Annotated in this window: 19 protein-coding genes; 15 read left to right on the top strand and 4 right to left on the bottom strand. The window is 57.7% G+C overall.

Annotation, left to right across the window (positions count from 1 at the left end; genetic code table 11):
- The 3 genes from V7Q41_RS10620 (at window position 1) to V7Q41_RS10610 (ending at window position 2,146) form a co-directional block, all read left to right on the top strand.
- The gene (locus V7Q41_RS10620) at window positions 1–207 is read left to right on the top strand and encodes a hypothetical protein (RefSeq protein WP_333845820.1); all 207 of its coding nucleotides are present in this window, start codon (window positions 1–3) and stop codon (window positions 205–207) included.
- A complete protein-coding gene (locus V7Q41_RS10615) occupies window positions 200–604 on the top strand; it encodes a DUF6362 family protein (protein ID WP_291929082.1) in 405 nt (134 codons plus the stop codon). Before V7Q41_RS10620 ends, V7Q41_RS10615 begins: the two co-directional genes overlap by 8 nt.
- 276 nt (window positions 605–880) lie before the next feature.
- Complete coding sequence (locus V7Q41_RS10610; RefSeq protein ID WP_333845819.1) at window positions 881–2,146, top strand: site-specific DNA-methyltransferase; 1,266 nt, start codon at window positions 881–883, stop codon at window positions 2,144–2,146.
- Here the strand turns inward: V7Q41_RS10610 and V7Q41_RS10605 are convergent.
- From V7Q41_RS10605 to V7Q41_RS10590, 4 genes are read right to left on the bottom strand one after another with little or no spacing between them, the layout of a single operon-like run.
- The gene (locus V7Q41_RS10605) at window positions 2,131–2,508 is read right to left on the bottom strand and encodes a hypothetical protein (RefSeq protein WP_291929088.1); all 378 of its coding nucleotides are present in this window, start codon (window positions 2,506–2,508) and stop codon (window positions 2,131–2,133) included. The two genes, V7Q41_RS10610 and V7Q41_RS10605, sit on opposite strands and share 16 nt — an antisense overlap.
- 3 nt (window positions 2,509–2,511) lie before the next feature.
- Complete coding sequence (locus tag V7Q41_RS10600) at window positions 2,512–2,829, bottom strand: hypothetical protein (RefSeq protein ID WP_333845818.1); 318 nt, start codon at window positions 2,827–2,829, stop codon at window positions 2,512–2,514.
- A gap of 49 nt (window positions 2,830–2,878) precedes the next feature.
- A complete protein-coding gene (locus tag V7Q41_RS10595) occupies window positions 2,879–3,325 on the bottom strand; it encodes a DUF3489 domain-containing protein (RefSeq protein ID WP_333845816.1) in 447 nt (148 codons plus the stop codon).
- 51 nt (window positions 3,326–3,376) lie between these two features.
- On the bottom strand, window positions 3,377–3,610 hold the full coding sequence (locus V7Q41_RS10590) for a DUF6900 domain-containing protein (RefSeq protein WP_291929096.1): 234 nt from the start codon (window positions 3,608–3,610) through the stop codon (window positions 3,377–3,379).
- Between the two features lie 95 nt (window positions 3,611–3,705).
- On the opposite strand from V7Q41_RS10590, the gene V7Q41_RS10585 reads away from it, so the two are divergent.
- Genes V7Q41_RS10585 through V7Q41_RS10530 form a run of 12 tightly spaced genes read left to right on the top strand, consistent with a single transcriptional unit; the run spans window position 3,706 to window position 13,553 of the window.
- A complete protein-coding gene (locus V7Q41_RS10585; RefSeq protein WP_291929098.1) occupies window positions 3,706–4,257 on the top strand; it encodes an elements of external origin in 552 nt (183 codons plus the stop codon).
- A gap of 42 nt (window positions 4,258–4,299) precedes the next feature.
- Window positions 4,300–6,237, top strand: coding sequence for a phage terminase large subunit family protein (locus tag V7Q41_RS10580; RefSeq protein WP_333845815.1), 1,938 nt, complete (start codon window positions 4,300–4,302; stop codon window positions 6,235–6,237).
- On the top strand, window positions 6,237–6,446 hold the full coding sequence (locus tag V7Q41_RS10575) for a phage head-tail joining protein (RefSeq protein ID WP_333845814.1): 210 nt from the start codon (window positions 6,237–6,239) through the stop codon (window positions 6,444–6,446). Before V7Q41_RS10580 ends, V7Q41_RS10575 begins: the two co-directional genes overlap by 1 nt.
- Before the next feature lies 1 nt (window position 6,447).
- On the top strand, window positions 6,448–7,950 hold the full coding sequence (locus V7Q41_RS10570) for a phage portal protein (protein WP_333845813.1): 1,503 nt from the start codon (window positions 6,448–6,450) through the stop codon (window positions 7,948–7,950).
- A 13-nt stretch (window positions 7,951–7,963) separates the two neighbouring features.
- On the top strand, window positions 7,964–9,370 hold the full coding sequence (locus V7Q41_RS10565) for a S49 family peptidase (protein ID WP_442918850.1): 1,407 nt from the start codon (window positions 7,964–7,966) through the stop codon (window positions 9,368–9,370).
- Between the two features lie 12 nt (window positions 9,371–9,382).
- Window positions 9,383–9,760: a head decoration protein gene (locus V7Q41_RS10560; RefSeq protein WP_291929111.1), complete on the top strand. Its 378-nt coding sequence runs from the start codon at window positions 9,383–9,385 to the stop codon at window positions 9,758–9,760.
- Between the two features lie 3 nt (window positions 9,761–9,763).
- Window positions 9,764–10,768, top strand: coding sequence for a major capsid protein (locus tag V7Q41_RS10555; RefSeq protein WP_333845812.1), 1,005 nt, complete (start codon window positions 9,764–9,766; stop codon window positions 10,766–10,768).
- Entirely contained in the window at window positions 10,768–11,103 is a 336-nt protein-coding gene (locus tag V7Q41_RS10550; protein WP_333845811.1) for a head-tail joining protein, read from the top strand. Before V7Q41_RS10555 ends, V7Q41_RS10550 begins: the two co-directional genes overlap by 1 nt.
- A 2-nt stretch (window positions 11,104–11,105) precedes the next feature.
- Window positions 11,106–11,765 carry a DUF6441 family protein gene (locus V7Q41_RS10545; RefSeq protein WP_333845810.1) on the top strand — a complete coding sequence of 220 codons (660 nt, stop codon included), beginning with the start codon at window positions 11,106–11,108 and terminating at the stop codon, window positions 11,763–11,765.
- Window position 11,766: 1 nt separating this feature from the next.
- Window positions 11,767–12,213, top strand: a complete 447-nt coding sequence (locus tag V7Q41_RS10540; protein ID WP_333845809.1) for a hypothetical protein — start codon at window positions 11,767–11,769, stop codon at window positions 12,211–12,213.
- Between the two features lie 35 nt (window positions 12,214–12,248).
- Window positions 12,249–13,187 carry a phage tail tube protein gene (locus V7Q41_RS10535; RefSeq protein ID WP_291929123.1) on the top strand — a complete coding sequence of 313 codons (939 nt, stop codon included), beginning with the start codon at window positions 12,249–12,251 and terminating at the stop codon, window positions 13,185–13,187.
- A gap of 15 nt (window positions 13,188–13,202) precedes the next feature.
- Complete coding sequence (locus tag V7Q41_RS10530) at window positions 13,203–13,553, top strand: hypothetical protein (protein ID WP_108401938.1); 351 nt, start codon at window positions 13,203–13,205, stop codon at window positions 13,551–13,553.
- Window positions 13,554–13,607: the final 54 nt, after the last annotated feature.

Below are 13,607 nucleotides of genomic sequence, written 5' to 3'. Positions count from 1 at the left end.
ATGAAAGTCCCAGCACAACCCTATCGCTGCGCTCTTGGAAAGGTGCAGCCTGTCGTGACTGACCTGGATGCCGTCAAGCGTTCAGGCTGGCGTGAGCAACACATCCTGGTCATCTCCGATCAAGACGAGCGACTTGACTTCCTCGAGCGTGAGTTCATCAAGCGCATTGGCGAGCGTCTCTATGGAGCAGGAGGCAAGCATGACTAAGACGATCACCATCTGGACTGTTGATGATGTGGCAGCACGTTTTAGTGATGCCGCTTACACGTCCTACCGACTTCCTCCCGTGCGTGTCCAGGGATATGCAAGCCCTTGGATGAGCCTTGCCATGCAAGTGCCCAATCGCTACCCGGACCCTGAGCGTGTCTATCGCCCCATGCCACCCGGCCCTGAGGCGGTCGAACGCATGCTCGAGACGATGCGTTGGGTTCAGTGGTTGGAGGAGGAGCAACGACACCTGGTCTGGATGCGGGCCAAGCGATACGAGTGGCATCAGATCGGTCGTCGCTTTGCCTGCGATCGAAACACTGCAGCCAGACGTTGGAAGAAGGCCATGCAACTGGTCACCGACAAGCTCAACGATGCAATCAACTCATGCGCGTAAATTGGCGTGATTTGAACAAGTTGGGGGGTAATGTGGGTGCATATGAGGCAATGCGCGAATTTACCCTGTGCAGCATTTCAGCCCAATTGAGCGTACATTTTCAGCTATGGTGTGGAAAGGAGTGCAGGCCACTCCCTCCACACAAATTTCTGGGTCCTTCCTCGCCAAATCCCTATGCGGGGGGCAAAGGCCCGAGATTTCGATAGCGACAGATTGAAAAACCGGGTTTGCAGTTCGCACCGGGTTTGCACCTCCCCCAATCCCCCCAAGGAATTTATGACTCCCGAGATCAGAATGATCGCGGTGGATGCGCTCATCCCTTATGCGCGCAACGCCCGCACACACAGCGATGGCCAGGTGGCTCAGATCGCAGCATCCATTGCCGAGTTTGGTTTCACCAACCCCATCCTGTCGGATGGTGCGCGCGGAGTGATTGCTGGGCATGGCCGATTGATGGCTGCCCGCAAGTTGGGGCTCACAGAAGTGCCCGTCATCGAACTGGCACACCTGACGCCCACCCAGAAGAAAGCCTACATCCTGGCCGACAACAGAATTGCCGAGAACGCAGGCTGGGACGAAGAACTCCTGAAGCTGGAGTTGGCTGAGTTGCAGGCTGCCGAGTACGACTTGGATCTGATGGGATTCAGTGATGAGGAAATCGACAAGCTTCTCAATGGCGATGAACAAAGCGATGGTCTGACCGACGAAGACGCAGTCCCGGAAACCCCAGTGGAACCTGTCTCAAAGCCGGGCGACCTGTGGATCCTTGGCAACCATCGCTTGCTTTGTGGTGACTCGACCGTCCTGAATGATGTCGAGCGTTTGATGGATGGCCAGCTGGCCGACATGGCGTTTACCGATCCACCCTACAACGTGGACTATGGCAACAACGCCAAGGACAAGATGCGCGGCAAAGACCGCCGCATCCTCAACGATGCGCTGGGCGACGGGTTTTACCAGTTCCTGTACGACGCGTGCGTGAACCTCCTGGTTGTTACTAAGGGCGCTTGCTACGTTTGCATGAGTTCATCTGAGCTGCATACCTTGCAAAAGGCCTGGTTGGATGCCGGTGGCAAGTGGTCGACTTTCGTGATTTGGGCAAAGAACACTTTCACGTTGGGTCGGGCTGACTACCAGCGCCAGTACGAACCGATCTTGTACGGATGGAAACAGGGAACCGATCACTTTTGGTGTGGCGATCGCGATCAGGCAGACGTCTGGTTTTATAACAAGCCTCGCGTCAACGATCTGCACCCGACTATGAAACCGGTAGAACTGGTTGAAAGGGCGATTCGCAACTCTTCGAAAAGCCGGGATGTGGTGTTGGACTTGTTTGGCGGTTCTGGCACCACCCTGATCGCATGCGAAAAGACAGGGCGTCAAGCTCGTTTGATTGAACTCGATCCCAAGTTCGTAGACGTGATCGTCAAACGCTGGGAGGAATACACCGGCAAGAAAGCCGTTCGAGAGGCCGGTGACTCAGAGCCGGAACAAGATCCGCAGGCTCGTGAGCTCGAGGCGCTGGATCAGCCGCAGTCTTGATCCACTGCGCTTTGAATCACAAACCCGGTCAGGTATGGCAGCCCCTTGGGGATTCCGTAGTTGCGCTGGATCGTACGACCTATCGTCCAGCTCATCCATTTTTGGCTGGCCTGTGCGACGGCCTGGTGCATGTCAGGGCTGCTCAAAAGAGCGTCTTGAACCGTATCTGCAAAGTGACGACCATGACTGCTGTCCAGGAATGCACGGACCGACTCAAGCGGCTGGCTGGTGGTCTTGGCAATATGGGTCATGGCAATGGGCCAGGCAATGCTGGCGTAGCCGCCCATCGTTCCCCAAAAGCCCCACGACTCGTTTTCGGAGGCAGGGATTTTGACCAGGTCTTGTGCTTGTGACGTTTGCATAGATCATCCCAATCGAGCAACGTAGCGCGGGTAATCCCCGCCAGATGGATCGATGAACAGGTAGGTGCGACCGGGCGCGTGCACTTGGACGCACAAGCGTCCTTCTCCTAGGTAGCCGCCCTTACCCTTGAGCCAGTCGCGGGACTTGTAGAGGTTCATGGCGAACCCGTCGAACTCTTCGGGTTCCATCTCTCGGGTCTCTGTGACGTAGACGATGTAGTCGCCGCAGCCTGCGATGTCGGTGATGTCGCTGGGTTTGCGCCCGAATGGCAGGCGGATGCTTAGCTCTTGGACCTCAATCTCTTGACCGTCAAATTTCACGGTCAGGGGTTTGCATTCGACGGTAAGGGTGATGTTCTTCATGTGAGCCTCAGGCGATGCGGTAGGTGCGTTGTTGTCCATCGGCTTTCTCGGAAACGATGCTCAAACCGAGCTTCTTTTTCAGGGCTCCGGCCATGCAGCCCCTGACCGTGTGCTGTTGCCATCCGGTGGCCTTGACCATCTGCTCAAGCGTCGCCCCCTCCGGACGTTGAAGTAATTCGATCAGCGTTGCCTGCTTGGTGCCCTCTCGTTTGGATGGTGTTGCCTTGGCTTCGATCGCAATGCCGAGGGCGCTGCGCCCTGCGTCGGTGATTGCAAATTGCGTGGTGCCGTCCTCGGCATGGCTGTGGGCGGCAATGAGATTGGCGTTGGCCAGGGATGTCAAAACCTTAAGCCGCGCACCCCCTTTTAGATTGGCCGGGAAGTCGGTCAGCAAGTGCTCTGGATGCTGGGCCGCTGCGATGAGCAGATTGGTTTGGGTCTCGGAGAGTTTCATGGTTTTCCTTTAAAAATGGTGATGTGATGAACGCTTCATTCCGCTCGCTTATCAAGCGATTTCTGAATCTTTTTTCTTCCCCTGTGGCTTCTTCGTCTGCGCCTTCAGGCCAGCTTGATAAGCCGCTTGCAGAGCAGCCTCAATTCCCCAAACCGACACGTCGTGAAAGTCCAGCCGGTCCGAATGCTGCGTCTGCAGCGTCTGGACAAAAAGGTGCTCGCGTGCGATCTGCTCCAAAAGGCAAGAAGGCGCGTTGATGGCGTTGGTGGTTTTCTTGTGGTTCATGCGGCGCTCCAAAAAACGTTGATTGATGACCGTATGAACGCTTCATTTCCGAACAACATCAAGTCAATTTCTTAGCCAGACTCTTTCACTTGGGTATGACCGATCGACTCTCAATTCGGGCCTATGCGCGCCACCGAGGGGTGTCCGATACGGCGGTGCGCAAGGCCATTGAGGCCGGGCGGATCACCCCCAACGCAGACGGCACGATCAATGCGGCGCTGGCCGACGCTCAATGGAGCAAAAACACAGATGCCGCGCAGCAACGCGGTAAACACAAGCCCGTCTCCAATGAGGCGATTGCGGGAATACGGGAAACGCTGGGTGAATCTGCGGGCTCGTTTGAACCCAAAGGCGGTGGCACCACGTTGCTGCAGGCGAAGACCGCCAATGAGGTGCTCAAGGCGCAGACCAACCGGGTGCGACTGGCCCGCCTAAAAGGGGAGCTTGTCAACCGTGACCAAGCCGTCGCACACGTTTTCAAGATGGCGCGGGCCGAGCGCGATGCTTGGTTGAACTGGCCAGCGCGTGTGGCTGCCCAGATGGCGGCTGACCTCAATGCCGATGGGCATACCTTGCATGTGCTGTTGGAAAAAGCCGTGCGCAATCACTTGATCGAACTAGGCGATTTGGCTGTTCGGTTGGACTGAGCCCTACTGTGGGCTTGAGGTTTTACGGAATGCAGGGATGTGTTGGAACACTATGACGGATTTGATGCCATTGCTGAGGCGTGGCGCGAGGGGCTCACCCCCGACCCACTGCTGACTGTGTCTGAATGGGCCGACCAGTACCGAGTGCTCTCGGGGAAGTCGGCCTCGGAGCCGGGCAAGTGGCGAACCAATCGCACGCCGTATCTCAAGGAGATCATGGACTTCCTCTCCCCGACGTCTCCCATCGAGCGTGTGGTGTTCATGAAGGGTGCACAGGTCGGTGGCACTGAGTGCGGCAACAACTGGATTGGTTATGTGATCCATCTGGCCCCTGGCCCCATGATGGCTGTTGCGCCGACGGTCGAGATGGCCAAGCGCAACTCCAAGCAGCGGATTGATCCCCTTATTGAAGAAAGTCCGACACTGTCGGGTTTGATTGCACCTGCACGGGCACGTGATTCAGGCAACACCATCCTGGGCAAAGAGTTCCGTGGTGGCGTGCTGGTGATGACGGGCGCAAACAGCGCCGTTGGCCTGCGCTCCATGCCGGTGCGCTATTTGTTTTTGGATGAGGTCGATGGCTACCCAGGAGACGTTGAGGGAGAAGGCGATGCGATTGCACTGGCTGAGGCTCGAACCCGAACCTTTGCACGCAGAAAAATATTCATTGTCTCGACGCCAACAATTTCTGGATCGTCACGCATCGAACGCGAGTACGAGCAAACGGACCAGCGACAGTTCATGGTCCCTTGCCCGCATTGCGAGCACGAGCAAGTCCTGATCTTCGAACAACTGATCTGGGAAAAAGGTCTGCCCGAGACAGCGCACTACAGGTGTGAGTCGTGTGAGCAGCCCATCTACGAATACCAAAAGACTGAAATGCTGGAGCGGGGTCGATGGCAGTCGTCGATTCCTGATTACGTGGGAAAGACGGTGGGGTTTCACCTCTCCAGTCTGTACAGCCCAGTTGGTTGGCGCAGTTGGGCCGACATCGCTGCAGCATGGGAAGCAGCACAAGGATCTGCAACTGCCTTGAAAGCATTTAAAAACACAGAGCTGGGCGAGACCTGGGTCGAGCAAGGTGAAACCCCCGAGTGGGAGCGCTTGCTCGAGCGCCGTGAAGACTATCGAATCGGCACTGTGCCAATTGGGGCGGCTTTGCTTTGCGCTGGGGTGGACGTTCAGAAGGACCGCATTGAGGTCTCGGTCTGGGCATTCGGTCGGGGCAAAGAGGCCTGGCTGGTGGAGCATCGTGTGCTCGCTGGCGACACCTCCCGCGATACGGTCTGGCAACGACTGCGTGAAATGATCGATGAGTCCTGGACACATGCGTCGGGGGTGCAGTTGCGCCTGAGTCGCATCGGCCTGGACACAGGATATGCCACACAAGAGGCCTATGCCTTCGTGCGCAAGTTACGTGACTCCCGGCTGCTGCCAATGAAAGGCGTGGCTCGTGGTGCTGCGCTGGTTGGATTGCCGACCGCTGTGGACCTGACCGTGGGCGGCAAGAAGCTGCGCCGGGGTGTTCGGGTCTATTCGGTGGTGGGTGGCATTGCCAAGCTGGAGTTCTATAACCACCTGCGCAAGACCATGGAAGTGACCGAGGACGGCGAAATTCTCTATCCAGCTGGATACATCCATTTACCCAAGGTCGATGCCGAATTCGTGCAGCAGTTGTGCTCTGAGCAGTTGGTCACGCGTCGGGATCGCAATGGCTATCCGGTGCGCGAGTGGCAAAAGATTCGGGAGCGCAACGAAGCGCTTGATTGCTACGTCTATGCGCGGGCGGCTGCCAGCCTGGCTGGTCTTGACCGGTATGAGGAGCGTCACTGGCGCGAATTGGAAAAACCGTTAGGCGTGGCAGGACCACCTGAAGACGCCCAATCAACCAAGCAAGAAGCCACCCTCAGCGGTGGCTTCGTTGTTTCTAAAGGACCACAACGCGGCAGGCGCTTGATTCGCAGCCGGTGGATGAACTGATGACGACCTATACCCTTGAACATGCCCAAGCACTGCGAGAGGCCATTGCCAGTGGTGAGCATCGGGTGACCTACGACGGCAAGACCATCGAGTACCGCACGGTCTCCGATCTCAAGCTGGCCTTGGCCGAAGTGGAGGCGGCGCTCGCCTCAGACAGCGGAAAAACCAAGACTCGTCAGATCAGGATCACTACATCCAAGGGGTTCTGAGATGGCCTTTTGGAAAAAACTCACAGCCTATGTGGGCTGGAATTCCGTTCACGAGGTCGCAGGCTCAGGCCGCAGATCTCGTGTCTGGAATCCTGGTGACCCGGGGGCGGTCTCGGCGATGCTGGCCACGGGCAATCAACTGCGGGTCAAGTCTCGGGACCTGGTGCGCCGAAACGCTTGGGCGGCTAACGCGGTCGACAGCTTTGTCTCGAACGCAATTGGCACTGGAATCAAGCCGCAATCCTTGGTGGATGACCCCAAGTTTCGGGAGCGAATTCACGCGTTGTGGTGGCAGTGGGTGGAGGAGGCAGACAGCAACAACCTCACCGATTTTTACGGCCTGCAGTCACTAGCCTGCCGTGCCATGGTCGAGGGCGGCGAATGCCTGATTCGTATCCGCAATCGGCGACAAGAGGATGGCCTGAGCGTGCCGATCCAGTTGCAAATTCTGGAGCCCGAGCACCTGCCTTTAAGCCTGAACACTCTCAGTGCATCGGGTAACCCAATTCGTAGCGGCATCGAGTTTGATGCCCTTGGACGTCGGGTGGCCTATCACCTTTACCGCGAGCATCCGGGTGACCCGAGTTTGACGGTCAATGGCAACGACCTGGTACCTGTTCCTGCTGAGGAGATCGTTCACCTGTTTCGACCACTGCGGCCAGGTCAGATTCGTGGCGAGCCCTGGCTGTCGCGGGCATTGGTCAAGCTCAACGAACTCGATCAATACGATGACGCTGAGCTGGTTCGCAAAAAGACTGCGGCCATGTTCGCTGGCTTCATCACGCGCCAGTCGCCAGAAGACCAACTGCTGGGAGAGGGCGAAGCGGATGAGCTGGGCGTAGCGATGGCGGGTTTGGAGCCGGGAACATTGCAAGTCCTGGAGCCGGGTGAGGACGTGAAGTTTTCTGATCCAGCGGATGTTGGTGGTTCCTACGCGGAGTTCCTGCGGGTGCAGTTCCGTGCAGTCGCTGTAGCCATGGGCATCACCTATGAGCAGTTGACCGGCGATCTGTCGGGCGTGAACTACTCGTCGATTCGTGCAGGGCTCCTGGAATTCCGTCGCCGATGTGAAGCCATCCAGCATGGCGTGATCGTGCATCAGATGTGTCGCCCGATTTGGCGTGCATGGATGGATGCGGCAGTGCTCAGTGGTGCCCTGGCTGCGCCGGGATATGCCAAAAGCCGTCAAGCCGCCCGAGCATGGCAAGCGGCGAAGTGGATTCCCCAAGGCTGGCAGTGGGTGGATCCTGAAAAGGAATTCAAAGCCCTGCAGTTGGCCATTCGATCCGGATTGATGAGCCGCTCCGAAGCGATCTCTTCATTTGGCTACGACGCCGAAACGATCGACAAAGAGATCGCAGCGGACAACGCGAGAGCCGATGCGTTGGGGCTCGTATTGGATACGGACCCCAGGCAAGTAGCTCGCAATGGTGCGACCAACTCGGCAGCACCCTCTCTCCCTCCTGACTCACCAAGCGCGCCCTTGGTGGATCAGCAAACCTGAAACCAGAGGACTTATGAACCACATCTCGTCGATGCCACATTTGGCATCGCGAATCTTTGGCACGCCCCTGCTGATTCACCCCAGAAAGTTGGATGTGATTCTCTCGGTGCTTGGCCCCCGTTTGGGATTGGCCATGTCAGACGATTCGCAAGCACTCATCAAGCACTTGGCTGCGCAAGCCCCGCCTGTTAATTCCACAGCACTGACATCAAACATCGCTGTCATCAGTGTGTCCGGAACATTGGTACGTCGAGCGGCAGCAGTCGATGCGGCCTCGGGCCTGACCAGCTACACGGCCATCAGTGCGCAGCTTGCGCAGGCCGTGCGTGACCCTGCTATCAACGCGATTTTGCTGGACATCGATTCACCCGGCGGTGAAGCCGGTGGGGCTTTTGATCTGGCGGATCAGATCATGGCGGCTCGGCAAATCAAGCCCATCTGGGCAGTTGCCAACGACGATGCGTTCTCGGCTGCATATGCCATAGCCAGTGCGGCCAGCCGGGTCTACGTCACCCGGACCGGCGGTGTGGGTTCTGTTGGAGTTATCGCGTTGCACGTGGATCAGTCGCAGCGGGACGCCATGAGCGGGCTTCGCTACACAGCGGTGTACGCCGGGGACCGCAAGAACGATATGTCTCCCCATGCGCCGCTGTCCACCGATGCGGCGCAGGCCCTACAGGCCGAAGTGGACCGGCTGTATGGCCTGTTCGTGTCGACGGTCGCAGCCAACCGAAACCTTTCTGAACAAGACGTTCAAGACACCGAAGCAGGGCTGTATTTCGCGCAAGACGCGATTGATGCCGGTCTAGCCGATGTGGTCGGGACGCTTGACGACGCACTGCTCGCTCTGAGTGAAGAGCTCCACACGCAATCGACATCCATCGCGCGAATTCAAGGTTCGGGCCGCGAGATGGGGATCTCTACGCCCGGATCGTCCATGAAAAGGAGTGTTTGCATGCAAAACGATGCAACCCAAGCTGCCGATGGGCAGACAACCCAAGAAGATCAACGTCAATCTCAACTAGCCAATCAGCTGAGTGCTGGATCTGAGCCTGCCCAAGGCAACGATACCTCGCAAGACGCAGGGGGCGAAACCGGTGCGCAGGTGCAAGCAAGTGCCGCCATCCAAGGCCATGACATCAGGGCAGCCAGTGCTCAGGTGCTGGCCATTGCTGAGATGTGTCTTCTGGCTGGGAAGTCCGAGATGACAGCGGGCCTGATTGAGCGCGGTGTTTCGGTTGACCAGGCGCGCAAGGAGCTTCTGGCGGCCAAGGCCTCTGGATCCCCCGAAATCTCCAGTCGCATCTTGCCCGAGGCAGGAACACAAGCCCAAACCAAGCCCGAAGACAGCCCTGTCGTTCGAGCAGCGAAGCAGCGCGCTCAAAGCCAGCGTGACGCAGCGCAACTCAACCACCGTTAATAGGAGAACCTGATGACTGCAATTACCAACGACCTCACCTTGGGCGACGTGCTCAAGTACGAGGAAGAAAACCTCTACTCCCGCGACCAGGTCACGGTGGTGTCCGGGCAGAACTTGAAGCTCGGGACCGTGATTGGCCGAGTGAGTGCGACGCAAAAAGTCAAAGCCCTCGACCCTTCTGCGACCGATGGTTCAGAAGTCGCCGCTGGCGTGGTGCTGCAAAGCATCGATGCCAGTGCCGCAGAAAAAAACAACGGCCTGATTGTTTCGCGTCAAGCCATCGTGGCCGATCACGCGCTGATCTGGCCCGCTGCCATCACCACGGAAGAAAAAACCGCAGCTATCGCTCAACTCGAAGCGATCGGCATCCTCGTTCGTCAAGGAGTCTAAGCAATGAACAACCCTTTCCAGTCCCCTGCGTTTTCGATGACGGCGCTTACTGCTGCCATCAATATCCTGCCCAACCAATTCGGCAAACTCGATCAGCTCAACTTGATGCCTGCTCGCCCTGTGCGCTTTCGTCAGATTGCGGTGGAAGAGCGAAACGGCGTTCTGAACCTGCTGCCCACGCTGCCCGTAGGTGCGCCTGGAACGGTGGGAAAGCGCGGTCGCCGAACTCTGCGCTCGTTCATCATCCCGCATATTCCGCACGACGATGTGGTGCTGCCAGAAGAGGTTCAAGGCCTGCGCGCCTTTGGCTCTGAGACCGACACCGAAACCATCGCAAACGTGATGACCGAGCATCTGCAGTCGATGCGCAACAAGCACGCCATCACGCTAGAGCATTTGCGCATGGGCGCACTCAAGGGCGTGATTCTGGATGCTGACGGCTCGGTCCTCTACAACCTCTTCGATGAGTTCGGTATTGAGCCCAAGGAATTCAACTTCGCGCTCAACAACGAAAAAACCGATATCAAGAAAAAGTGCCTGGACCTCAAGCGCTACCTTGAACTCAACCTCAAGGGCGAGTACATGACTGGCGTTCGCGTACTGGTCTCGCCGGAGTTCTTCGATCTGCTGACGGCCCACCCCAATGTGGTCAAGGCGTATCAGTGGTACCAGGAGAGCCTGGCGCTGCGTGCAGACCAACGCACAGGCTTTACCTTTGCGGGCGTCACCTTCGAGGAGTATCTTGGGCAGGCCTCTGATGTAGATGGCAATGTGCGCAAGTTCATCGCTTCTGGAGAAGGTCATGCCTTCCCCGAGGGCACCTTGGACACTTTTGCCACGTACTTTGCACCGGCTGACTTCAATGAGACGGTCAATACGCTGGGGCAGCCCCTGTACGCCAAGCAAGAACCTCGAGAATTTGGTCGCGGCACGGATCTGCATACGCAGAGCAATCCGTTGCCGATGTGCCATCGCCCGGGGCTCTTGGTCAAACTTTTGGCCAGCTGATGTCCCGCGATCCGTTTGCACTGGGTGTCAAACGGCTGTTCGCAAGTTTGGGATCCCCGGCGCAGTACAGCACTGTGACCGGGGAGACCATCGAGCTCAAGGTCATCAGTAAGGCACCGGATTCGGTACAAGAGTTTGGCCAGTCGCACCTTGCGGTGACCTCGAATCGGTTTGACTTGCAAGCGGCAGATATCACCCGACCTCAAGAGGGCGATCGTCTGACGTGGCGGGGTGTCATCTATGTCATTCAAGGCGATGCGCTTGTCGATCGTGATCGCTTGATCTGGACTGTGAGTGCCTATCCCTTGCCTGACTATTCCCCGACGGCGAGCTGAGCATGAGCGTTCGACTTCTGGCTGCTCTTCAGGGCGACCTCTCCAAGATGATGGAGCAGGAATTGACCTCGGCGCGGATGGCGGTGACCACCGGCGTTAGAGAGGCGACACAAGGGCTCAAGAGTGAGTTGCGCTCGCAAATCGAAGGGTCTGGCCTGGGCTCGCGCCTGGCCAATACATGGCGGGGGGAGGTGTACCCGAAGGGACGCCCCAGTCTCGGATCGGCAGGGCTTGTTTACAGCCGCGCTCCTGTTGTCGTCGCGGCGCATGACCAAGGCGCGTTGATACGTTCTAAGAACGGGTTCTGGCTCGCCATCCCGCTCCCTGCGGCAGGCAATGGGCCTCGCGGCAAACGAATGACGCCAGGCCTTTGGGAGCGCATGCGTGGTCAACGACTGCGCTTTGTCTATCGCTCTGGAAAACCGTCACTGCTGGTGGCGGACAACTTTCGAGCCAAAACAGGCAAACGCGGCGGCTTTGCGGCGGCATCTGCCTCCGCTCAGAAATCAGGACGGGGGCTCACCACAGTCCCCATTTTTTTGCTGGTGCCGCAAGCCCAACTCAAGAAGAAATTCGACATCGCCAGTGCCGCTCAACGGTGGCAAGACCGGCTGATGGTGTTGGTCACGCAGTCGTGGCCAGAAGAACGCTCGGACAAATGAAATGACGACGAAAGCAAGCCAACGAGAAGCGGCACTGGGGGCCTTGTTCACGCTGTTGGACGGACTTCCCTTGCAGCCCAATGCCATACGCAGAAATTCATCCTTGCCTGAGCGGCTCAGTGAACACGCGATGGTGTTCCTGCGCGATGGTGACATGACGCAGGTCGATGTCACCTTGTCGCCTGTGACCTACCTTTGGGAGCACGCTGCAAGCATCGAAATCTATGTCGCGCATCCCGAAGCATCTGCCAGAGACGCACGCATGGACGAGCTGCTTCAGGCGCTTGGCACCTTGATCTTGGCGGATCCGACTTTGGCTGGACAGATCGACCATGCCGAAGTGATGCCGCCCAAATTTGAAGACGTCACCCCAGATGGGTCTGTGGGCATCAAGGCCTGCACGCTGGATGTGGTGATGCATTACGCGAGCAGCCATCCCTTGGCCTGATCGCAACACAAACCTTAACCACTTGGAGATTCACCATGGCTCGTGCTTATGGCGCGAACGCCAGCCTATTGGCTGCGTTTGAACCCACCTATGGAACTACACCGACTGGAGACTTTGGAAAAATTCCTTTTGTCTCCACCACCTTGGGCTCAGAACAGGGCTTGATTGCCAACGATCTGATTGGCCTGGGGCGAGACCCGAGTGCGCCCATCCGTGACGTGATCAAGGTCGAGGGTGACATCGTTATTCCCATCGATCTTCGCAATATCGGCATGTGGCTCAAAGCCCTGCTGGGAAGTCCTGTGAGCCTTGGAGATACCGCGCACACTCACACTTTTGTATCTGGCAACTCAGGGCTGCCGAGCCTCTCACTGGAGACGGGACTGCCGGACATTCCGGCGTACTTCCTGGCCTCTGGTGTGATGGCCAACTCGCTGCAAGTGAAATTTGCCCGCTCTGGTGCAGCGGACGCCACTTTGGGTTTGATTGCTCAAGGCGAAGTCAAGCGTACTGCCAGCGCAGACGCCACACCCACGACCTTGCCGATCACTCGCTTCAACCAGTTCCAGGGTTCGATCAAAAAGAATGGCCAAGCCTTGGGTAACGTGGTCGCAGCGCAGTTGACCTATTCAAACAATCTGGCACGCATTGAAACCATTCGCTCCGACGGAAAGATTGAAGGGGCGGACCCCACAGTGGCCAGCTTGACGGGCAACTTGGAGGTTCGCTTCGCAGACACGGAATTGATCGATGCTGCGACTAACAACACCCCGCTCGAGTTGACCTTCAGCTATGTCATTGACGCCACCAAGAGCCTGACCTTCATCGCGCATGAGGTCTACCTACCCAAGCCCAAGCTCTCAATCTCTGGCCCCGGCGGCATCCAGGCCACCTTCGACTGGCAGGCTGCCAAGAACACTGCGGCTGGGCACATGCTGACCGTGCAACTCGTCAATGACGTGGTTGCGTACTGAATTTAAGAGGCAATCATGCTCAAACTCAATCTGAAACGTGAGCCGTATTGGCTCGACCTGGTCCAAGGCGTGCGCATCAAGGTCAAACCTGCAACCACTGCACTGGTCATGGCGGCGCGCCATGCTGCAGCCCTCATCGATGGCAAGGACCACGCGGCAGCCGGAGAGCGCACTGCAACCTTGATTACCGAGTTGGCCAAGGCTGCCATCTTGGCTTGGGAGGGCGTGGGCGACGACAAAGGCAAAGCCGCAGCCGTCACGCCGGACGGCATCGCTGCGCTCATGGAGCTTTGGCCTGTGGCCGATGCCTTCGAACGTGAGTACCTGGCAGCGCTCTATCTCTTGGATGCCGAAAAAAACGGCTAAAGGCCCGCACCGAATGGCACTTTGGTGGTGGATCAACGTACTGCGGGGCATGCG

It is taken from the genome of Limnohabitans sp. (assembly GCF_036804465.1).
GTDB lineage: Bacteria > Pseudomonadota > Gammaproteobacteria > Burkholderiales > Burkholderiaceae_C > Limnohabitans.
The sequence above is the reverse complement of the archived record's forward strand: the minus strand, read 5'-3'. Positions and strand labels throughout refer to the sequence as shown.